The 21,895-nt window shown below is 66.8% G+C and carries 16 protein-coding genes and 1 riboswitch; of the genes, 7 read left to right on the top strand and 9 right to left on the bottom strand.

Annotation, left to right across the window (positions count from 1 at the left end; all coding sequences use genetic code 11):
* Positions 1–28: 28 nt before the first annotated feature.
* The 3 genes from U1H99_RS07185 to U1H99_RS07175 form a co-directional block, all read right to left on the bottom strand.
* Entirely contained in the window at positions 29–1,888 is a 1,860-nt protein-coding gene (locus tag U1H99_RS07185) for a M2 family metallopeptidase (protein WP_323141026.1), read from the bottom strand.
* A gap of 31 nt (positions 1,889–1,919) precedes the next feature.
* On the bottom strand, positions 1,920–3,755 hold the full coding sequence (locus U1H99_RS07180; RefSeq protein WP_323141025.1) for a flagellar assembly protein A: 1,836 nt from the start codon (positions 3,753–3,755) through the stop codon (positions 1,920–1,922).
* 162 nt (positions 3,756–3,917) lie between these two features.
* Positions 3,918–4,322 carry a hypothetical protein gene (locus tag U1H99_RS07175; RefSeq protein WP_323141024.1) on the bottom strand — a complete coding sequence of 135 codons (405 nt, stop codon included), beginning with the start codon at positions 4,320–4,322 and terminating at the stop codon, positions 3,918–3,920.
* A 225-nt stretch (positions 4,323–4,547) separates the two neighbouring features.
* Between U1H99_RS07175 and ompR the strand changes: the two genes are divergently transcribed.
* The 4 genes from ompR (at position 4,548) to U1H99_RS07155 (ending at position 8,262) form a co-directional block, all read left to right on the top strand.
* Positions 4,548–5,309, top strand: a complete 762-nt coding sequence (ompR, locus tag U1H99_RS07170) for an osmolarity response regulator transcription factor OmpR (RefSeq protein WP_141833669.1) — start codon at positions 4,548–4,550, stop codon at positions 5,307–5,309.
* Positions 5,310–5,317: 8 nt separating this feature from the next.
* Positions 5,318–6,694 carry a sensor histidine kinase family protein gene (locus U1H99_RS07165; RefSeq protein WP_323141223.1) on the top strand — a complete coding sequence of 459 codons (1,377 nt, stop codon included), beginning with the start codon at positions 5,318–5,320 and terminating at the stop codon, positions 6,692–6,694.
* A gap of 144 nt (positions 6,695–6,838) precedes the next feature.
* The gene (locus U1H99_RS07160; protein ID WP_323141023.1) at positions 6,839–7,807 is read left to right on the top strand and encodes a threo-3-hydroxy-L-aspartate ammonia-lyase; all 969 of its coding nucleotides are present in this window, start codon (positions 6,839–6,841) and stop codon (positions 7,805–7,807) included.
* Between the two features lie 83 nt (positions 7,808–7,890).
* On the top strand, positions 7,891–8,262 hold the full coding sequence (locus tag U1H99_RS07155) for a YXWGXW repeat-containing protein (RefSeq protein WP_323141022.1): 372 nt from the start codon (positions 7,891–7,893) through the stop codon (positions 8,260–8,262).
* A gap of 246 nt (positions 8,263–8,508) precedes the next feature.
* Here the strand turns inward: U1H99_RS07155 and U1H99_RS07150 are convergent, their stop codons facing one another.
* Positions 8,509–9,699: a GGDEF domain-containing protein gene (locus U1H99_RS07150; protein WP_323141021.1), complete on the bottom strand. Its 1,191-nt coding sequence runs from the start codon at positions 9,697–9,699 to the stop codon at positions 8,509–8,511.
* A gap of 495 nt (positions 9,700–10,194) precedes the next feature.
* On the opposite strand from U1H99_RS07150, the gene U1H99_RS07145 reads away from it, so the two are divergent.
* Positions 10,195–10,554, top strand: a complete 360-nt coding sequence (locus tag U1H99_RS07145) for a DUF4124 domain-containing protein (RefSeq protein ID WP_323141020.1) — start codon at positions 10,195–10,197, stop codon at positions 10,552–10,554.
* A gap of 16 nt (positions 10,555–10,570) precedes the next feature.
* Here U1H99_RS07145 and U1H99_RS07140 read toward each other — a convergent pair whose 3' ends face one another.
* From U1H99_RS07140 to U1H99_RS07120, 5 genes are all read right to left on the bottom strand, one after another.
* The gene (locus U1H99_RS07140; protein ID WP_323141019.1) at positions 10,571–13,546 is read right to left on the bottom strand and encodes a putative bifunctional diguanylate cyclase/phosphodiesterase; all 2,976 of its coding nucleotides are present in this window, start codon (positions 13,544–13,546) and stop codon (positions 10,571–10,573) included.
* A gap of 96 nt (positions 13,547–13,642) precedes the next feature.
* A complete protein-coding gene (locus U1H99_RS07135; protein ID WP_323141018.1) occupies positions 13,643–14,374 on the bottom strand; it encodes a hypothetical protein in 732 nt (243 codons plus the stop codon).
* Positions 14,375–14,523: 149 nt separating this feature from the next.
* Positions 14,524–15,384 carry a PhzF family protein gene (locus U1H99_RS07130; protein ID WP_323141017.1) on the bottom strand — a complete coding sequence of 287 codons (861 nt, stop codon included), beginning with the start codon at positions 15,382–15,384 and terminating at the stop codon, positions 14,524–14,526.
* 36 nt (positions 15,385–15,420) lie between these two features.
* Complete coding sequence (locus U1H99_RS07125) at positions 15,421–17,250, bottom strand: amidase (RefSeq protein WP_323141016.1); 1,830 nt, start codon at positions 17,248–17,250, stop codon at positions 15,421–15,423.
* Between the two features lie 128 nt (positions 17,251–17,378).
* The gene (locus U1H99_RS07120; RefSeq protein ID WP_323141015.1) at positions 17,379–18,119 is read right to left on the bottom strand and encodes a glutathione S-transferase; all 741 of its coding nucleotides are present in this window, start codon (positions 18,117–18,119) and stop codon (positions 17,379–17,381) included.
* A gap of 279 nt (positions 18,120–18,398) precedes the next feature.
* Here U1H99_RS07120 and U1H99_RS07115 point away from each other — a divergent pair, with 279 nt between their 5' ends.
* Together U1H99_RS07115 and U1H99_RS07110 are read left to right on the top strand one after the other, a co-directional pair.
* Complete coding sequence (locus U1H99_RS07115) at positions 18,399–19,361, top strand: DUF535 family protein (RefSeq protein WP_323141014.1); 963 nt, start codon at positions 18,399–18,401, stop codon at positions 19,359–19,361.
* Positions 19,362–19,418: 57 nt separating this feature from the next.
* Positions 19,419–19,517: riboswitch (TPP riboswitch) on the top strand.
* Between the two features lie 78 nt (positions 19,518–19,595).
* Positions 19,596–21,776: a TonB-dependent siderophore receptor gene (locus tag U1H99_RS07110; protein WP_323141013.1), complete on the top strand. Its 2,181-nt coding sequence runs from the start codon at positions 19,596–19,598 to the stop codon at positions 21,774–21,776.
* Positions 21,777–21,895: the final 119 nt, after the last annotated feature.

Here is a 21,895-nt window from a genome sequence, read left to right as displayed (position 1 = left end):
ATGGCCGGAGCAGGCCGACTGAAGCTCTTTATTTGATGGCGCCGTCCGTCACCGCCAACTGCCGGTTCTGCGCATCCAGCCAAGCCTTCAGCGGCGCAAAGTAATCCAGCATCGCCGTCGCATCCATGCGCTCTTCCCCGGTCACCGCCTTCAAGGCTTCCGGCCACGGCTTGCTGGTGCCCATTGCCAGCATCTGCTGGAACTTGGCGCCGGCCTGCTTGTTGCCGTAGATCGAGCAGCGGTACAGCGGGCCGGTGTCGCCGGCTTCGCGACACAGCGCGCGGTGGAACTGGAACTGCAGCACATGGGCCAGGAAATAACGTGCGTACGGCGTGTCGCTGGCGACGTGGAACTTGGCGCCGGCGTCGAAGCCGCGCTCGCCGTCGATCGGCGCCGGACGCGCCACGCCCTGGTACTGCTCGGTCAGCGCCCACCAGGCCTTGTCGTAGTCGGCCGGCTGGACCTGGCCGCCGTAGACCTGCCAACGCCATTTATCGACCTTGTAGGCAAACGGCATGAAGGCGACCTTCTGCAGCGCCGTGTACAGCAGCGGGCCGATGTCCTGCGCAGGATCCGGTTCGCTCTTCATCAGGCCCACGCGCTTCAGGTAGGCCGGCGTGATCGACAGCGCGACGGTATCGCCGATCGCTTCGTGGAAGCCGTCGTTGGCGCCGTTCCTGAACAGCGGCGGCTGGACGTTGTAGGCGAGGTCGTAGTACAGGTGGCCGAGTTCGTGGTGGATGACGCGGAAGTCCTCGGCGGTCGGCGTGATGCACATCTTGACCCGCACGTCGTCCTTGCCGTCCAGGTCCCAGGCCGAAGCGTGGCAGACGACGTCGCGGTCGCGCGGCTTGGTCAGCAGCGAACGCTCCCAGAAGGTGGCGGGCAGCGCGCGCATGCCGAGCGACGTGTAGAAACCTTCGGCATAGCGCGTCATGTCGACCGCGCCGGTCTTGCGCTCTTCCAGCAGCGCGGTCAGGTCTTCGCTCTTTTCCAGGCCGGCGGGTTTCAGCAGCGGATACAGGTTATCCCAGTTCTGGGCCCACATATTGCCCAGCAGGTGCGCCGGGATCGGACCATCCGCCGGCACCGCGGCGGCGCCGTAAGCCTGGCGCAGCTTGTAGCGGGTGTAGGTGTGCAGCGAATCGTACAGCGGCTTGACCTGCTGCCACAGGCGCTCCATCTCGGCGGAGAAGGTTTCCGGCGGCATGTCGTAGAAAGAACGCCACAGCGCGCCGGTGTCCGCCGCGCCCATCGCGCGCGCGCCCTTGTTCGACACGGCGACGTACTTCGCGTAATCCTGCTTGTAGGCCGGCGACTGGGCATGCCAGCCGAGCCAGACTTCCTTCAGGCGCGCCGGATCGCGGCTGGTGGCCAGCACTTTTTCCAGTTCGCCGAGCGGCATGCATGCCGGCTTGGCGGCGCCGGCGGCTGCCGGAGGACAGTACTTGGCCTTGCCGTAGGCGCCGGTCATGCCGGCCGCCAGCCGCGCGTAGCTGCTCCTGTCGGCGGCTTCCGGCAGCATCAGCGTGCGCTGCATCAGCAGCAGCTTGCGCGCGCTGGCTTGCGGCAGCTTCAGGTCCTTGAAGCGGCGTGCCTGCAGTGCCACTTCGCCGCTGAGCGTCAGGAACTGCTCGTTGGACTGGGCGGTCATCGTCTCGGTGTCGAGCGTGATGAAATTCTCGGCCACCCATTCGGCGCGCTGGGCATCCAGGCCGAGGCGCTCCAGGCGCTGCTCGGCGTCGAGGATGAAGCGCTCGGCTTCGGCGACGGTGGGTTTGGCACCGCTCCTGGTGGCGGCGGAAGCTGGCACAGCCAGCGCAGCGCCGGCGAACAGGGCGGCGATCAGGGCAGGCATCAAGGCAATACCGGGGCGAATCTGAAGCATGGTCCTCACATCTCTCTTCTGTAGTAATGATTTATACGGTTTCCGCGGCCGCCGACTCGCTGTTCCACGCAAAGCTGCCCGCCTGTCCGGCAAACAGCTGCGCACCGCGTTGCGGACCGCGCAGCCGCGCGCGGATTTCGCGCGGCGCCATCAGGTAGGGACTGCCGCCGGTGGGGCTGAAGCCGAGCACGCGCACCTGGGTCTCGCCCTGCACGTGTTTTACCTCGACCTGGGCCACGCAGGCGGCGTCCAGGCGCTGCGCCTCGAGGCAGGCCAGCATCTGCGCGCCCTTCTGCTGCTCGGCCTCGACCGCCTTGACCCTGGCCGATGCGTCGGCCACTTCCTTCAGCGCCGGCGCCACCTCCTGCGCCATGTGCTGGAACTGGCGCGCCTGCTCGGGCGACAGGGTGATTTCCTTCTTGCGCACCTTGGATGCCACCATCAGGTAGCGGCGCACGTCGGGGCGCCCGGCCAGGCGCGCCATCTCTTCCTTGTGGCGCGCGGCCAGCTCGCCGAACTGGGCGATGCGCTGCGCTACCGCCGCGATCAGCTCGGCCACCGGGGGGCCCTCGGGCTGCAGCACGCATACCAGCATCTCGCCCTGCTTGCGCGGCGCGGCGCCGTCCACCGTCACGCGGCGGCCGGCGATGGCGCTGCCCTCGGCCTGCCCGACCGCGACTTCGTCGCCGATGATCTCGCAATTGACCGCGTGCGCGATGGTGACGCGGGTGCCGGCCACGATGCAATTCTCGGCACGCTCCAGCACCACGGCGCTGTCGAGCGCCTGGATCAGGGCGCCGGAGGCCACGCCGCACACGCGGATGTCGCCGCGCTTGTTGCGGGCGCTGCCGCCGACCAGGTTGGCGCGCAGCAGGATGCGGCCGCCGCGCGAGGCCAGGCGGCCATAGACGTCACCGTGGACGGTGATGCCCTCGCCTTCGATCGAGCGGTTTTCCTGCACCTCGCCGAATTCCTCGTAGTCGCCGGTCAGCTGCAGGTTGCCGGTGGTACGGGCGCTGACGCCGTCGCGGCTGACGATCTTGTCGCCGATCGACATCTGGCTGGTCTTGGCGTCCACCGACAGGAAGCCGGCGCGCTGCGCCACCAGGAATTCGCCGTCGCGGGCACGTTCGACCTTGGTGCCGGCGCCGGCGTACGACGCCAGGTCGGTATCGGCGCCGGGCGTGGCCGGCAGGCGGGTGCCGGACAGGTCGATGCCGTAGGTGCCGGCGCCGGCCGCGATCTTCTGCAGCAGGCGCACCCCGGCCTGGATCTGCGGGAAACGGTTCTGGAAGCTGTGCAGGTCGAGGCGGCCGTTGGCCAGCTGGCGCGGCGCATTGCTGCGGTGGATGTCGTCGGAGACTTCGACGATGCGGGCGTCGACGCCGGGCACCGGTTCGCGCCGCTGCGCGGCGACGATGCGGTCGGCTTTCGGGGAGGCGATGGCGGCCCGCACGGCGGCGGCCTCGATGCCGAAGCGGATGCCCTTGAGCCAGAGGTCGGCGACGAATTCGTCGAAGTCGAGACGGGTCGGCTCGCCCGGCGCGCCGGGCTCCTCCGGATTGGGCAGCCAGACCGGCTCAACATAGTATTCGGCGCGTTCGCCGCCGAGCTTGAGCGGGCGGTACAGCGCGCGCCGCGCCGGCGCGAAGGGCCGGATGTCGGCGGCGATGCGGACCATGGGAGCGGCGCCTTCCTGCGCGCCGGCGCCGAACAGGACCTGCAGGAAGGCGGCGTAATCGAGACCGGCGAGCAGGCTGCCGCTGCGATAGAGTCCGTCGACGGCGTCGGCCAGCAGCCTGGCCGCCACGGCGGGATCGGCATACACGCCATCGGCACGCTTGACGATGCAATGTTCAGGGGACACGGTAAGCTCCAGTCACGCAGGCGGGGTTTGGGCCAGGACAGAAGCTTGGTAGCGTATCACGTTGCTGACGATAAATAAATATCGATCAACAACGTTGTTTTAAAGGAACGGTAGAGCTGAAGTGGAACTGAAAACGGCCCGGGAAAGGCCGTGTGGAGGGAGTCAGCGGCGACGCTGGTACAGGTCCATGCCGGCTTCGTTGATCTGCCGGCGCAGGTCGCGCCGCTCGTCCGGGGTCAGGCGGCCACTGCCTCGGCGGCCGTCGTCGCGCGGTCCCTGGCCGTCCTGCTGCGCCTGCTGTTGCTGATACTGCTGCTGGGCGCGGCGCTGGTCTTCGTAGGCACGCATCTCGGCGTCGCGCTGGCCACGGTCTTGCTGAGGCAGCGAAAACCGCTCGCGCCCGCCCGACTGGTGCTGCTGGTCGTCACGGCGGTCGCCGCCGTATTGCTGTGCGAACGCGGTGCCGGCGCCAAAGACCAGAGCGCATGCCAGCGCACCGCGAAGGGCGACGCGCGCAATGCGCACTGCCTTCGTTGCTGCCTGGTTGTCGATGAACGCGCTATTCATTGGTGTTCCTCTTCCGCGATGCCAATTTAAAAGTTAAGCTGTACTGCGTAAAACGATGGTGATAAGTCGTGATTCGATGAGGTCAGTTTATGTGTATTCCGCTGTGGGTATAAGCCCAATTGGGTAAAGTTTGTAACACAATGTAATGCCTCAACAGTAAGCCCTGTCTAGCTGGCCATATGAAGTTACCATAGCGACATTAATCTGACAAATCTTGACAGAATCATGAACGCCACAAGCCCGACTCCCGGTACCGCCAACAACGGCGGCCACGCCTCCAAGATCATGGTCGTCGACGACGACGTCCGCCTGCGCGACCTGCTGCGCCGCTACCTGACCGAACAAGGGTTCCAGGTCGTCACCGCCGAAAGCGCGCCGGCCATGAACAAGCTGTGGCTGCGCGAGCGCTACGACCTGCTGGTGCTCGACCTGATGCTGCCCGGCGAAGACGGCCTGTCGATCTGCCGCCGCCTGCGCGGCGCCGGCGACCAGACCCCGATCATCATGCTGACCGCCAAGGGCGAAGACGTCGACCGCATCGTCGGCCTCGAGATGGGCGCCGACGATTACCTGCCCAAGCCGTTCAACCCGCGCGAGCTGGTGGCACGCATCAACGCGGTCCTGCGCCGCAAGGGTCCGGACGAAATCCCGGGCGCGCCGAGCGAGACGCCGCAGACCTTCGAGTTCGGCGACTTCGTGCTCGACCTGGGCACGCGCACCCTCAAGAAGAACGGCGAGACCGTGCCGCTGACCACCGGCGAATTCTCGGTGCTGAAGGTGTTCGCGCGCCATGCGCGCCAGCCGCTGTCGCGCGAAAAGCTGATGGAACTGGCGCGCGGCCGCGAATACGAAGTCTTCGACCGTTCGCTCGACGTCCAGATCTCGCGCCTGCGCAAGCTGATCGAGCCCGATCCATCCAGCCCGCTGTACATCCAGACCGTCTGGGGCCTGGGCTACGTGTTCATTCCTGAAGGCCAGCCGCGCTAGTGTCGACGATGTTTGCCAACGGGCGCACCGAGCGGCGCGCCGCACCGCGCCGCCTCGGCTGGATACGCAGCGGCCTGTTCTGGCGCACCTTCTTCCTCCTGTCCGTGCTGACCGCGCTGTCGATGGCGTCCTGGATCGGCATGCTCAGCGTGTTCCAGCGCGGCTCGCAGGCCGAGCAGACCGCCGAGCTGCTGGTGTCCGTGGTCACCATCACCAAGGCGGCGCTGACCCACTCGGCGCCCGACCTGCGGCTGGAACTGCTGATGGAACTGGTGTCGAACGAAGGCATCCGCGTGCTGACCCTGGAACCGACCGACCACGTGGAACCGCCGCCGGCCTGGCTGTTGCCCGAGATCGCGGCCAGGGTGCGTGGCCGGCTGGGCCAGGACACGCGCTTCTCGCGCCGCGTGAACGACATGCCGGGTTTCTGGGTCAGCTTCGACATCGACGGCGACAAGTACTGGCTGATGCTGGAACGCGAGCGCATTGCCAGCCTGACCGGCGTCCAGTGGCTGGGCTGGGCCACCCTGGTCGGCGTGCTGTCGCTGGTGGGCGCGGCGCTGATCTCGAGCCTGGTCAACCTGCCGCTGGCGCGCCTGACCGCGGCGGCGCGCGCCATCGCCCAGGGCAAGCGCCCTGCCCCGCTGCCGGAAAAAGGATCGAAGGAGATCGTCGAGGCCAACCGCAGCTTCAACCAGATGATCGACGACCTGCAGCAGCTGGAAAAGGACCGCGCGGTGATCCTGGCCGGCATCTCGCACGACCTGCGCACGCCGCTGGCGCGCATGCAGCTCGAACTCGAAATGGCCAACCTGTCGACCGAGGCACGCGACGGCATGCAGTCGGACATCGCGCAGATGGACGCCATCATCGGCCAGTTCCTCGACTTCGCGCGCCCGACCGAAGCCGCGACCTTCGTGCCGATCAACCTGTCCGAGCTGCTCGAGGATTGCGCGCGCGAAGCGGCGCGCCTGCAGGACGTGCGCGTCAGCGCCGACATCGACGGCGACATCCACGTGCCGGCCAATTCGACCGACCTGCGGCGCGTGATCAACAACATCATCGAGAACGCCCGCCGCTACGGCAAGACGCCGGGTCAGGACATTACCGAGATCGACATCGCCTGCCACGTCAAGCTCGGCGGCCATGGCCGGCGCGCCGTGGTCGAGATCAACGACCACGGCGTGGGCGTGCCGGAAGACCAGATCCAGCTGCTGCTGCGCCCCTTCACGCGGCTGGACAGCGCGCGCGGCCAGGCCAACGGCGCCGGCCTGGGCCTGGCCATCGTCGAGCGGGTGGTGACGCGCCACAATGCCGAGCTGTCGGTACGCAACCGCGACGGCGGCGGTCTGGTCATCGCCTTTTCCCTGCCGCTGGCAGCCTAGGAGCTGCCTTAAAACGGACATGGCGTCGTTGCAGCGCCTCGCCATGCGTTCGCACTGTCTTCGGCACTGCGCCTAGCCCTGTCCGTTTCAAGGCAGCTCCCGGTATACTGGCGCCTTTCGTTTTACAAACTGAGGGCGACAGACATGCTTGAAAACGCAACCCCACTCCAGTACGGCGACGTCGAACAGGCGGCCGCGCGCATCGACGGCGCGGCCCACCGCACGCCGGTCCTGACCTCGCGCACCGCCGATGCCGCAGTCGGTGCCACGCTGTTCTTCAAGTGCGAGAACTTCCAGCGCATGGGGGCGTTCAAGTTCCGCGGCGCCTACAACGCCATCGCCAGGTTTACCGAGGAACAGCGCCGTGCCGGCGTCCTGACTTACTCGTCGGGCAACCACGCACAGGCGATCGCGCTGTCGGCCCGGTTGGCCGGCATCCGCGCCGCCATCATCATGCCGAACGACGCCCCGGCGCTGAAAGTGGCCGCGACCAGGGAATACGGCGGCGAAGTGATCTTCTACGACCGCTACACCGAAAACCGCGAAGAGATCGGCCGCCGCCTGGCCCAGGAACGCGGCATGACCCTGATCCCGCCCTATGACCACCCGGACGTGATCGCCGGCCAGGGCACGGCGGCGAAGGAACTGTTCGATGACGTCGGCGAACTCGACGTGCTGCTGGTACCGCTCGGCGGCGGCGGCCTGCTGGCCGGCTCGGCGCTGTCCGCGTCCGCGCTGTCGCCCAACTGTCAAGTGATCGGGGTCGAGCCGGAAGCCGGCAACGACGGCCAGCAATCGCTGCGCACCGGCCAGATCGTCGACATCGGCGTGCCCCAGACCATCGCCGACGGCGCCCAGACCAGCCACCTGGGGCAGCACAACTTCGAAGTGATCCGGCGCCTGGTGGACGACATCGTCACCGTCAGCGATGACCAGCTGGTCGAGACCATGAAATTCTTTGCCGAGCGCATGAAGATGGTTGCCGAGCCGACCGGCTGCCTGGCCGCCGCCGCGGCGCTGCAGGGTGTCTATCCGGTGGCCGGCAAGAAGGTCGGCATCCTGATCAGCGGCGGCAACGTCGACCTGGCGCGCTTCGCCAAGCTGGTCGCCTGAACGGCGTTAGGCGCCGCACAGTCGTGCCTGCCTCCTTGATCTAGAGTGAGCTTGTCGTCAATAACTCGATCAAGGAGGCCAACATGAAACACCTGCTTCTTGCCGCCCTCGTGGCCGGCGCCTTCGGCAGCATCACCGTGCCGGCCGGCGCCCAGGTCGTCTACGTGGACACCCCGCCCCCGCCGCCACGCGCCGAACGCATGCCGGCCCCGCGCCACGGCTACGTCTGGTCGCCCGGCCATTGGGAATGGCGCCGCGGCCACCATGTCTGGACGCCGGGCCAGTGGTATCGCGAACGTCCGGGTTACGTCTACCAGGCCCCGGCCTGGGTCCAGCGCGACGGCCGCTGGGTGATGGAAGGCGGCCGCTGGGACCGCGGCGGCCGGCGCGACCGTGACGGCGACGGCGTGCCGAACCGTTACGATGCGCGGCCGAACAATCCGAACCGCAGCTGATCCTTGCCCTGAGTGCGCCCAGCACGGGCCGCATGCACGAACGCAGTCCTGTCAGTCCGACGGACTGCGTTTTTTATTTGCGCTTCTCAAAAAAAACCGCCTGCGCATTGCTGCAACAGGCGGATGAATCCAAGTTTTCACTTGGAGGAGACAGAGAGACAGGCAACACCCCTGCGCTGCCCTACCCGCTCCACATTGGGCCGGGGTCTTTTCCCACAAGTCCTTATCGAGGTTATGCAGGGCGCGTCAACTTGTCAGCGTAGTCGCACAATCAGTTTCGGTCGCACTGCACACCCGATCACGGCCACCGCGTTTCGCCAGGTAGAGTTGGGCGTCGGCCAGGGCAACCAGTCTGGAAAACTCGAAGCTGTCGTCGACCGGCATCACCGCTACGCCGATACTGACCGTTGCGCCGGCAAGCAAGCCGGGATGGGCGCAGCTGGCCCGGTGAAATTCCTGCCTGGCGCGCTTGGCGAGCTGGATGAGCGATGCACCCGAATGGCCATCGACGACGACACAGAACTCCTCGCCTCCCCAGCGGCATGGCATGACGTGCGGACTGCCGAGCGTGCGCATGACGTCTCCCATCATGACCAGGACGCTGTCGCCGACGTCATGCCCGTACTGATCGTTGAGTGCCTTGAAATGGTCGATATCGAGCAACAGGACGGCCAGCGAGCCGATCGGCCGCCCCGGCGCCAGCAGCGAATTGATGTGGGCGCGAAGGCCGCGGCGATTGCATAGTCCGGTCAGCGGATCATGGCCGGCAACGGCCTTCAACTCGCCGACCAGGCGAAGCAGCACCAGCAGGAAAAGTATCCAGTTGCCGATCAGCGCATTCGCCATCACCCCCAGCCAGGTGACGATATTCGCAAACGGCAGCTCGGGCGCAGCGTAGGTGATGGGGGCGGCAGCCGTGATGACGAAGCACCCCTGTGCCAGCGAGGCTGCGGCTTCGGCCAGCAGGACCAGGGAAGCGGTCCGGTAGGCGCGCGAGGACTGCCGCTCCTGGTACCGCCACAGATACCATGCCGTCAGCCCGTTCACGCCCGCCTGGTACAACGATTGGGTGAAGATGCGCGTCACGCTGTCAGGCACGACCAGCGTAAATGCGATGGTCAGCAGTACGGCAATGGCGATGAGCAGGGACAGGCTGTGTCGCCGAAGTGGTCGCCCTACGAACTGCGCGGTCCCGGCCAGGAACAAGGCGTGGCCGGCATCGAACGGGATGTTGAACAGCAGCGAAGCCCACTGCCAGTCGCCGACCAGGCGCGGGGCATCGAGCAGCACCGCGCACCCCACCGACAGGCAGGCCAAAGCCCATAAGCGCACGCCAGCAATATGGCGCGCCGCCGCATGCAGCGTAAAGAACATGACGCTGGCCGTGATCGAGGTCACGCCGAGCACGACCATCAGGGTGGGTTCATCGATATTCATTGCACTGTCAAACTGAAACGGGCTTGCGATGGCTAACCAGGCACAAGCTCCCATGCAATGAACGACCCATGCGACTGTTCAGTTTTACACAGCTTGTTGTGCAAGCTGCATAGTCCGCCACAAAGCCACTGACAAGCAAGGTAATTACTCCTGCATGTTGCAGAGCAGCAACCGACTGTTCATCGATGCCGTAGTCTGCCTCAAATTCAAAAAAAAACGCCAGCCCGAAGGCTGGCGATAATCCAGGCGGGAGAAGCCCGGAGGAGACAGAGATAAAGCCAGCACATCACTGCATGGCTACGAAACAGAGATTGGGACAGCCGGGACATCTACAAGTACCCCGACGGGTTATCGATGGCGCGCCGATCGGTAGGCGCAGTCGTACGGCCTGTTTTTTCCTCTGGCGAACCAGCCCGACTCCCGAAAAAGGGTGAGGCACCTAACAGACCACCCCGCCCTGGCGGCGCACGATGTAATTTCGATAAGGAGATTGCCATGAAGCGTACCGCCAAGTTGATAAGCATGATCGCTGCCGCCGTGCTGGCGGCACCGGCCGCGATGGCCGGCGCCGACATCGTCAAATGCGTGGATGCGAGCGGTCACGTGACCCTGACCGACCAGCCCTGCGACGCCGGTGCGGTAACGGTGCGGCTGGGACAGGAAATGGCGCAGAATGCACAGCAGGCCACGCCGCGGCGCTACGTGCTGCCGGCGGTCGACCTACGCCATGAAGCCTGGAAGCGGCCTGCCGTGGAGCGCCCGGCAGCGCTGTCGCGCGATGTCGCGACCCTGAAGGCGGCGCGCCAGACCCTGCTGATGCTGGATGCGAAGCCGGCGCTGGCGGGCCTCAACTAAACATCATAGCTGAGCGTCAGTGCCGGTCCCAGCGCGGTGAATACTCGGGCAGTGCCGGCTCGTTGGCCGGCGCGCCCAGTGTGCGTACCAGCTGCAGCACGTCTTCCGCCTTGATGAAGCTGGCCGACGAGCTGGCCGCCAGCAGTTTTTCCGGCGGCTGCGAGCGCGCGATCGCGAAGCCCTGCACGTAGTCGACGCCGATCTCGGCCAGCGTTCGGATCGTGGCCGCGTCCTCGGCCCACTCGGCGATCGTCTTCATGCCCAGGTTGGCGGCCAGGTTGACGATCGCCTCGACGATCGCGACATTGGCCGGATGGGCATTGATGTTGACGATGAAGTTGCCGTCGATTTTCAGCACGTCGGCCGGCAGTTCCTTCAGGTAGGAGAACGAGGTGTAGCCGGCGCCGAAGTCGTCCAGCGCGACCTTGACGCCGAAGTTGCGCACCTGGTCGATGAAGCGGCGCGTGTTGTCGAGGTCGTGCAGCGCCACGCTCTCGGTGATCTCCATGCACAGGCGCGACGCCACGTGGGTGTAGCGCGCCAGGATCTCCAGCGTGTCCTGCACGAAGCGCTCATCGTTGAGCGAGGCGCCGGACAGGTTCATGCAGACGAAGCGCGTGTTCTTCAATCCCTCGACGTTGTCCTCGATCCAGCCGAGGGTCGTATTCAGGACCCAGCGGTCGATCACGCCGGCGCGGCCGCTCTTCTCGGCGGCGGCGATCAGCGGACCGGCCGGCGACACACGGCCGTCCGCTTCGCGCATGCGCAGCAGCACCTCGAAGTTCAGCGATTCCATCGGCGCGTTCAGCGACATGATCGGCTGCATTTCCAGGAACATGCCTTCGGTGGCGTTGGGACCGGCCAGGCGCTCGACCAGGTTCAGCTCGGCCTCGCGTTCCTGGAAGGCGGTCGAGCCGCGCTCGTAGACCACCAGCCCGTCGCTGTGGCCGTCCTTGGCTTCGCGGCAGGCACGGTCGGCGGTCGACACCGCATCCTTCATCGGCATGCCCGGCGCGACCTCGATCAGGCCGACCGAGCTGCGCACGTGGAAAGCCTTGTCGCCGACGCGGTATGGGGTGCCGCCGATGCGGTCGACGATGCCGCGGCAGATCAGGGTCGCCAGCGGCACCGCGGTATCCGGCATGACGATCACGAATTCGTCGCCGCCGACGCGGCCGATCTTCTGGCCGCCGCCCAGCATCAGTTCGATCCGCTCGCACACCTGCTTCAGGACTTCGTCGCCGGCGGCGTGGCCAAACAGATCGTTGATCAGCTTGAAGCGGTCGAGGTCGATGTAGGCGAGGCTGAGCGGCTTGCCGCCGGCGAGCGGCTGCACCGCGTCCTCGAACACCTTCTCGATGCCGCGCCGGTTGAAGACCTTGGTCAGGGCGTCGTTGTCGGCCATGAAGCGCAGCTGTTCGGTGGCTTTCACCTTTTCCGTCACGTCCTGCATCACCGCTTCGATGCGGCCGTGTGCCAGCGTGGCGCTGACCATGAAGCAGCGGCTGCCGTCGCGGCTGGTGACCTGCATCTCGGCCTCGCTCTGCATGTGCACCTGCTCGTGCAGCGCTACCCAGAAGCTCTCGGCAAAGAACTGTTTCCAGGCGGTGCGCCCGGGTACGAACTTGCTGCCGTCGGCGACGTCGAGCATCTTCAGCATGGCCGGGTTGGCGCTCAGGAAGTGGCCGTACATGTCGAGCGTGAACAGGCCGACCGGCATCGCCTCGTAGGCGTGCTGCAGCTTGTCCTGCGCTTCCAGGCGCTTCTCGGTCTCGACCCGCATCTGCTCGGCCACGGCGAGCGCCGCCAGCATGCTCGAGGTCAGCGCCGCGGTCACGCTGTTGGCCACGCCGAGCAGCTCGCGCACGCCCAGCGCCGCCGCGAACACCTCGGTCAGGCTGGACAGGAAAGTGACGGTAAAGGAGGCCGCGAACCACATCGCCACGTGCGACTGCGAGCGCAGCATGACGCTGACCAGGCCCAGGATCATCAGCGACAGGCTGCCGGCCACGATAATCCACATCACCGGCAGGAAGCCGCCGTAGGGGAGCCAGATCGCGCACGGCAGCAACGCCAGCACCAGCCACTGGACCACGCGCAGCAGCGGCGCGAAGCGGGTGCGCAGCAGGTCGGCGCCGAATAGCGTCATGTAGAGCGTGAGGGTGGCGATCGCGTACAGCGCCATGGTCAGCGCGCGGCTCGGCAGCAGCCACTCGACCGGCACCTCCTGGCCCAGCCACTGGGTGTCCCAGCCGGCCGACAGCGCCGCCACGCGCAGGTTCAGGATCAGCCAGCCCGCGAACTGCAGGTACAGCACCTGGCGGTTGATGACGGCGGTGACCAGGATGAACAGGCTCAGCACGATCATGCCGCCGTCCAGCAGGCCGGACTGGCGGTGGAACTGCTGGGTCGACAGCGCCAGCCGGTCGGCCGGCCATTGCAGCAGCGTCAGGTGGGCCGGGCCGGAGAAGCTGGCGCGGCACAGCACGTCCCCGCGCGTCCCGGGCAGGTTCAGCGCGAAGCCGGCCTTGGCGTCGCCCAGGGCGCCATCGGTGCCGCCGCGGGTGGCGCTGCCCAGCATTTTCAGCGTCGCGACATCCCAGCAGCGCAGCGCGACCATATGGCGCGACGGGAATTCGACCGCATCCGGGATGCCGCCGAGGTCACGCGCATGGAAGATTAACCAGACCGGCGCCTCGGACAGGTGGGTGTCGTAGGCATCGACCGGATGCGACTGCGCCAGTTCGCGCAGCGCGGACGAAGGAACGAAGGTGGCGTCGTGGTCGGAAACGGCGCGGAAGGTCAGCGGCTGGCCGCCGCCGCCGGTGAAGTGGCTGTTCCACAGCATCAGCACCAGGATCGACGCCAGCGCCACCCCGGCCGGCACGCAATACACCGACAGCAGGCGCATCGTGGTTTCGATGCCCCGGTGGATCGCCATCAGGAACATCGGCTTGTGCGTGGGTGGGGACGGCTGGAAAGGCTGGAACATGGGTATCGATCAGGCTGTCAGGCGCCGGCGAACCGCCGGCAGCATCGACCTAAAGGATACAGGCTCACAATAATTCCGTCATGCAATATATTGCCGTCAGGCCATAGCGAAGCTTGGAACCCGTTCCATAACTGCATTCGGACGCGCCGCGGGCACAATCTTGTGGCGTGGCCGCAACTCGCCGATCTGGATGTCCGGGTGGTTAGTGTGGAACACGTACTTCATCAGCGGGTGGCGCGCTTCGCTCCAGCGCGCTTCCGCGGTGGCGACTTCGAAGGCCATCACACGGTGCGGAATATTGCCGACGTGGCGCAGCGGGATCCGCTCGCCCGGCCCGAACACGTCGCTGAACAGCAACTGTTCGTACTGGCGGTCGATCGGCGCGCGGCCGGTGGCGATCGCGTACTCGGTGCCGCTCAGCTCCCAGTACTGGAAGAAAGCCTTCATCAGCGCGACCTTGACCACATGGCCGATGCGGCCCTCGGACACGCCCAGGCGCGTGACTTCGGCCAGGCGGCGCCCCTGCAGCCATTCCGGCAGTTCGATCGATTGCTCCAGGTGCAGCGGACGGTAGGCGTTGGTCTGGATGCGGGCGGTACCGAGCGCCGTGCCGTCCAGCTTCGATTCGGCCAGCAGCACGATGACGTCGTCTTCGTAGTCGCAGGCTTCGGGGGCGGCCAGGGTGCGCGCGAATTCCGGCACATGGCGTGCGTAGGCGGCATGGCGGATGCCGATCGCCTTCCGCAGGCTGTCTTCGTTGTCGACCCGGCGGATCGTGAACGGCAGGCGCTCCGTGGGCAGGGAAGACAGAATGTGTGCGGTGCTCATTTCCATGGCGGGGCAGTCCTTGAATAAGATGACAACAGAGATGTGTGTTGATAATTATCAACCTTCTAAAAGAATCCTAAAGGTCGAAAAGACATCCCTTTTGCCTTCTATTCAACGAACTGCATGTTACTGCACCGCTTCAGTGCGCATCAGTCCATGAAACGCGCCGTTCCGGACACCCGGATCGAACTGCCGGGCAGCGCGCCGATGTCGGCATGCAAGCGCGAGCGCATGCCCATGTCCTCGCCCTGCACCACGTCGATGGTGCCGCCGTGCGGCCAGCCGATATCGCGCAGGTAGCCGGCCAGCGCGGCGGTGCCGGCGCCGGTGGCCGGGTCTTCATACACGCCGCCGATCGCGAATGGATTGCGAGTGTGGAACAGGCGATCGGTTTCGGCCCAGGCCAGCACGATCGTGGTCAGCCCGTATGCCGCCATCAGCGCGCGGCCGGCCTCAAGGTCGTAGCGCATCGCGGCCAGCTTGGCGCGGCTGGCCAGCGCCAGCACCAGGTGGTCTGCGCCGGCATGCGCAAAGCCGGGCGCGATGCGCGGGTCGAGATCGGCTTCGGTATAGCCGAACAGCGCCAGCGCGGCCTGCACCAGTGCCGGATCGGCGGCGCGGCTGGAGGTGGGCGGCGATTGCAGCGCTGCGCTTACCAGGCCACCCGCGCCGTCGCCCGCGTCGCGCCGACCCTCGACCGTGATCGCGGCCGCGTTCAGGGTCAAGGCAAACACGCCGTCGCCGTGGGCGCGGGCCAGCGCCGCGCCCAGCGCGATGGTAGCGTGGCCACAGAAGGGCACTTCGGACGCGGGCGAAAAGTAGCGCACCCGCCAGCCGCCGTCGCTTGGCGCGGCGAAGGCGGTTTCGGAAAAACCGACTGCATGCGCCAGGCGCTGCATGACCTCCGCCGGCGGCAAGGCGGCACCGGTCCAAACGCCGGCCGGGTTGCCGCCCACGCCGCCATCGGAAAAGGCGGCGATGCGCAGGATCGGATCTTGATGTTCAGTCATGCTGGCCTCCTCGACAATATAGATAGAAAAACATGTTCAGAAACCCGGCGGGCGCTCGGCCGCCACGCCGGCTTCCTTTTCCAGCGCCAGGCCGACCCGGGCGATGGTGCCTTCGTCGAACAAACGGCCGATCAGGGTCACGCCGTGCGGCACGCGGCGCGGCGGCGCGAAGGTCGGCAGCGGCTGGGCCGGGTTCGGCGCCCAGTCGCTGCGCGCCTGCCCCACTTCCACGGTGCCGGTGCGCAGCGTGAGCGACGGGTGGCCGGTATTGTTCGAGATGGTCAGCATCTCGTCGCGCAGCGACGGCACCAGCAGCACATCGACCTGCCGGAAGATGCGCGCCATCTCCAGCGCCACCTTGCGCCGCAGGCGGTCGGCCTGCACGAAGTCCACCGCCGACAGGAAGCGCGCCTCGCGGAACAGGTTGGGCCAGGCATCCGGCACCTGCGCCTTGAGCTGGTCGACGCGGCCGTCCAGCGTGATCTCTTCGAAGGCGGCGGCGGCTTCGGCGAACAGCACGGTGTTCAGCGATTGATAGGGCCAGTCAGGCAGCGTCACCGGCACAGCGGCCATGCCGAGGCGCCTGATGGTCTCCAGCGCGGCGCGGTCAACGTCGGTGGCCGGCGCTTCCTTCATCCAGTCGGCGAAATAGCCGACCTTCAGGCCCTTGACGCCGGCGCCGGCGTCGAAATCGAGTGGCGCCGGCACGCCGGCGACGTCGCCCGCGTCCGTGCCCGAAATCGCCTGCAGCACCAGCATCGCATCTTCGACGCTGCGCGTCATCGGGCCCAGCTTGTCGAGCGACCAGCACAGCGTCATGGCGCCGGTGCGCGGCACCCGGCCGTAGGTCGGGCGCAGGCCGGTCACGCCGCAGCGCATCGACGGGCTGATGATGCTGCCGCCGGTCTCGCTGCCGATCGAGAACGCCACCAGCGCGGCGGCGGTGGCGGCACCCGGCCCCGCGCTGGAGCCGGACGCGCCCTCTTCCGGCAGCCACGGACTCATGGTCTGGCCGCCGAACCAGATGTCGTTCAGGGCCAGTGCGCCGAGGCTCAGCTTGGCCACCAGCACGGCGCCGGCCGCGTTCAGCTTCGCCACCACGGCCGCATCCCGCTGCGGCACCCGGTCGCGGTAGAACTCGGCACCCCAGGTGGTGCGGATGGCGGCGGTATCCAGCAGATCCTTGACGCCGTAGGGAATGCCGTGCAGCGGGCCGCGGTACTTGCCGGCGGCGATCTCGCGGTCGGCCTGGCGCGCCTGCGTCAATGCGTGTTCCTCGGTCAGGGTGATCACGCTGCGCAGCTTGGGATCGAGGCGCTTGATGCGTTCGATGTAGATGCGGGTCAGGCGCTCGGACGTGATGGCGCGGGTCTCGATCCAGCGCGCCAGCCTGGTCACCGGAGAATGGGCGATGTCTTCGTCGCGCGCGGGCAGCGCGCCGGGGTTGATGCGGCTGCGCACGAAGCGTCCGGTTTTATTGATGCCTGCGCCGCTGCCGCCGGCGGCATCGAGCGGCTTCCACACCGTGGCCGGGGCCAGGTGCGGCGCCAGCGCCACCTTGCGCGGCCCGGTGCGCCGTTCCACCGTCGACGCCAGCGACACGCGCCAGCTTCCCGCCATCATCGCGCGCTGCGCCGGCGTGTTCGTCACCTGCATCAGCTTTTCGGCTTCGGCGAAGGTGGCGGGCGTGACCTGCGGGCCGAAGCCGGGAGTGGCACCAAAGGTGGGCGGGGCGCCGGGGGTAGTCGCAGGGGCTGCCGGTGCAGGCGTGGCGCCGTCTTGCGGCAGCGGTTCGGCGCGGACGGCTTCGGCCACGGCCAGCAGACCGAGCGGGGCGTTGATCAGGAATTGGCGGCGTTGTTTCATGGACCCTCGGTGGTGATCGATAAATGGATGGCGCGATTGCAACCCAACGATCCTACCGTAGCGCCGTGATCGAAACAACATCGGGGCTGGCGCGCCGCCGCCGGGCGCACCCGCCTCATCGTCCGCGCTCAGCCGGCGCTGTGCCCGGCTCCGGGACGCGCGACCTGGTCGAGCTCGTCGTAGTGGCGGAAGATGCCTTCCTGGTTGAAAGGCAGGCGCCGTTTCGACGCCAGGTAGGCCGCGATGCGCGGCCGCTGCGCCACCCGGTCGTGCAGGGCGCTCAGCAGCGGGTAGCCGGCGTCGATCCGCGCCAGCGCCTGCGGAAAGGCGTAACGCAGGCCTGCCACCAGCTGGAACAGCGACAGGTCGGCATAGGTCACGCGCTCGCCCAGCAGGTAATCCTTCGGTTCGGAGCGGCCCAGGATGCCTTCGAACCAGTCGAAGAATTTCGGGATGCGGGTCTCGATGAAATCGGCCGCGCGGCGCTTGGCTTCCGGACGCTGGTCTTCGTAATACAGCGAGGTCGCGATCGGGTGGTGGGTGTCGTGGGCCTCGGCCACCAGGTCGGCGATGGTCAGCTGGATCTGGTTGACCCACAGCCGGCCCTGCTCGTCCTCCGGCGCCAGCCCGTGGCGCTGCCCCAGGAACAGCAGGATGTTGGCGGTCTGGCCTATCAGCAGCTCGCCCGCCTTCAGGAAAGGCGGCGCGAAGGACGGGTGGTCGGGGCCGTCCATGGCCGCCATCATGCGCGCCATGCCGCCGGGTCCGCGCGCCACGTCGACATAGGGGACACCGGCCTCCTCCAGGGCCAGGCGAACGAATTCCCCGCGGCCCTGGATCGTGGGCCAGTAAAAAAGTTCATACGCCATCGCTGCCTCCTCGTGTTGTTCGGTCTGACTCAATTATTGAGCATGATTCCGAATGTTCGGCGCGGCAATCGTGCTAGTCTTCGGCTTGGCAACGACGCCTGACAAAAAATTAATAACAAGAGACATGTCCACAACAAACATTACGCACGGAATCCACCTTCGATGGTGCCGATCTTGACCTGCTGAACGCATTTTTCCCGCTGAGCAATCTCACCGTGGCTACGCCACCGGTGCGACAAGATAAACACACCCGATAACGAAAGCGATTCCGGAGCGCCCATGATTTTCGCTCATCTCACCAAGGGTTGGATGGCCCGCCGTCGCGAGGCCGGCCTTGCCTCCTGGCTGCTGTCCATCGCGCGCAGCGCACGCGTACTGGCCTATTACCGCGCCCACCGCGACCTGTGCCGGCTCGGCGTCTACCGCCGCCACGTGGCCGGGCGGTCCAACGACGACCCCTTCCACCATCTCAGCCACCGCGACTACCTGATCAAGGGCCTGTCGCCGCGCCGCCGCGTGCAGGCCGTGCTGAGCCATTACCGCTTCGAGGAAACCACCTTCAACGACGCCTACCTGCAGGCCGTGTACGGTGCGCGCGGCCTGCCGCTGTGGCAGCACGAGGCCGAGGTGGATGGCCAGCTGAGCAGCTTCATGATCCAGCTCGAGATGGCTTCGCGCAGCAATGCCGAGGGCGACCTGACCGTGGCCCTGGTGGCCGACGGCAGGTGCCTGCACCGCCTGTCCTTCAGCTGGCTCGACGGCCGCATGGTCGGGCTGGACATGCCGGTGGTGCCCTTCATCGCCCGCAACCAGGGACGCTGGGCCGATTCCGGTGCCGCCTTCGACGCCTTCGAGCGCGTGTTCCCCAACAATTCGCCCAGCTTCTTCTGCTTTGCCGCGATGCAGGGCATCGCCATGGCGCTCGGCATGGACAAGGTGATGGCGATCCGCAGCGACGCCCACATCGCCTACGACCCGGACCCGGACAAGCACTTCGCCAACGCCTACGACGGCTTCTGGAAGATCCTCGGCGGCGCCGAGACCGGCAGCGGCTATGTCATCGGCCTGCCCTTCTACGTCAAGCCGCTGGCCGACATGCCGTCCAAGCACCGCAAGCGCGCGGCCCAGCGCCGCGAGCACTGGCGCGTGATCGGCGATGCGGCGCGCGCCACGCTGCAGCGCCACCTGCTGCATGCGCGCGTGCAGGTCGCGCACCCGGCGCCGGTGCTGGAAACGGCGTAGGAACCAATTCGCCGCTTTTACGTCTATTGACATAAGTACTACATAGGCGCACACTCGCGCCTTCGCTAGGGGTCCTGGAAGTTCGCTTCCGGGTGAGAGATACCCTTCGTACCTGATCTGGATAATGCCAGCGAAGGAAAGCGCAACGCAGTTCCCATCTTGTTTGCCCTTCCCCCGTTGGCTCCGGCTTTGATAAAGCAGCGCAGCCGGACGGCGCGCGAAACGAGCAAACACATGAACCATCCACTGAAGCATTCGATCCTGGCTTGCGCATTGATGCAGGCCTTTGCAGTGTCGGCGCAAACTGCGGCACAAACCACGGCCCAGGCCGACGCCGGCCAGCCGGTCAACGAAGTCGTCGTCACCGGTAACCGCTTCATTGCCCTCGACCGCGCCAGCGTCGGCGGCTTCGGCGAAGCCTCGCTGTTCGAGACCCCGGCCTCGATCATCTCGATCGGCCGCACCCAGATGCAGGACCTGTCGATCCGCTCGACCACCGACGCCGTGCGCTTCGACGCCTCGGTCAGCGACGCCTACAACGCGGTCGGCTACGCCGAACAGTTCTCGATCCGCGGCTTCACGCTCGACAACAACTACAGCTACCGCAAGGACGGCTTCGCGATCCCGGGCGACACCCAGATCCCGCTCGAGAACAAGGAGCGCGTCGAGATCCTGAAGGGCCTGGCCGGCCTGACCGCCGGCATCGCCGCCCCGGGCGGCATCGTCAACTACGTCACCAAGCGCCCTACCGACAAGCCGTTGCGCTCGGCCACGGTGGAAGTCAGCGAGCGCGGCACGCTGTACGGCAGCGCCGACATCGGTGGCCGCTTCGAGGACCGCCGCTTCGGCTACCGCATCAATGCCGCCGCCGCCGACCTGCATCCCTACGTGCGCGGCGCCAACGGCGACCGCCAGTTCGTCTCCGGTGCCTTCGACTGGCAGATCACCCCGGATGCGCTGCTGCAGCTGGACATGGACTACCAACGCAAGTCGCAGATCACGGCGCCCGGCTACCAGCTGATCCGCGGCGAAGTGCTGCCGACCAACGTGTCCGCCAAGACGCTGCTGAACGACCAGCCCTGGACCAAGCCGGTCGAGACGCGCGACACCAACCTCGGCCTGCGCTTCGAGTACAAGCTGGCGCCGGGCTGGACCGCCACCGCCTCGGCCAACAAGCACTGGTTCAAGCGCGACGACTACACCGCCTTCCCCTACGGCTGCAGCAACGAGGGCGACGGCTACTACCCGGGCTACTGCTCGAACGGCGACTACGACGTGTACGATTACCAGAGCGTGGGCGAGCGCAAGAGCCCGTGGGGCGTGCAGGCCATGGTGCAGGGCAAGTTCGCCACCGGCACGCTGCGCCATGCGCTGACCGTCGGCGCTTCCTACAACGAGCGCCACGACAGCTTCGGCGACTACGTCTACGAACTGGTCGGCTCCAGCAACATCTGGACGCCGCGCGTGACGCCGCAGGCCGATCCCGCGATATTCAGCACGGGCCGGGTGTTCGAGCGCCGCAGCGACCAGGAAAGCGCGCTGTTCGCCCAGGACATCGTGACCCTGGGCCAGGGTTTCACCCTGCACGGCGGCCTGCGCCACGTGCAGATCAAGCGCAGCGAGTTCGACGAGGACATCGGCGACAAAGGCGACTACGTCCATGCCGACAACAGCTTCACGCTGCCGAGCGTGGCCCTGGTCTACCGCATCGGCCGCGACTGGAATGCCTACGGTTCGTTCAGCCATGGCCTGCAACACGGCGGCATCGCGCCCATGATGACCAGTAATCAATACCAGGTGCTGCCGCCGGCCCGTTCGCGCCAGGCCGAATTCGGCCTCAAGGGCGCGCTGTCGAATGGCCTGAATTTGTCGGCTGCGCTGTTCCAGATCCGCCAGGGCCTCGAGTACGAAGATCCGTTCCAGACCATCAACGGCCTGCATCCTTTCGTGCGCGGCGGGCGCGAGACCCATCGCGGCCTCGAGGTCTCGGCCGACGGCCGGACCGGCGCCTTCGACTACGGCGTGTCGCTGATGGCGCTGAACACGCGCCAGGACGGCACCGGCCAGGCCGGCATCGACGGCAAGCGCGTCACCGACGTCCCGGCCTTCAAGTCGACCGCGTGGCTGCAATACGCGGTGCCGGCGGTGCCGGGCCTGAAGGTGGACGGCATCTGGCAGTATGCCGGCAAGAAGGCCTTCGACGTCCAGAACACCGTGTTCGTGCCGGACTACCACGTGTTCGGCGCCGGCGCCTCGTACGGGCTGAAGCTGGGCGCGACGCAGGTCACCGTGCGTGCGCGCGTGGACAACCTGTTCGACAAGTTCTACTGGCGCGACGTGACGCCTTCGCTGGGCGGTTACCTGCTGGCGGGGGCGCCGCGGACGTTCAGGTTGTCGGCGCAGTTTGATTTGTAAGTTGCTGGCGGTACGCGGACAGCTTCTCTTCCGCTACCCCGCCGCCGTCGCCCCTGCGAAGGCAGGGGCCTAAGTTCTGCATGCGATACGGGGAAGCCGGCAGAATTGGGCCCCTGCCT

It is taken from the genome of Massilia phyllosphaerae (assembly GCF_034659755.1).
GTDB classification, from domain to species: Bacteria; Pseudomonadota; Gammaproteobacteria; order Burkholderiales; family Burkholderiaceae_D; genus Telluria; species Telluria phyllosphaerae.
Note: the sequence above shows the minus strand (reverse complement) of the source record. Positions and strands in the feature narration are given on the sequence as shown.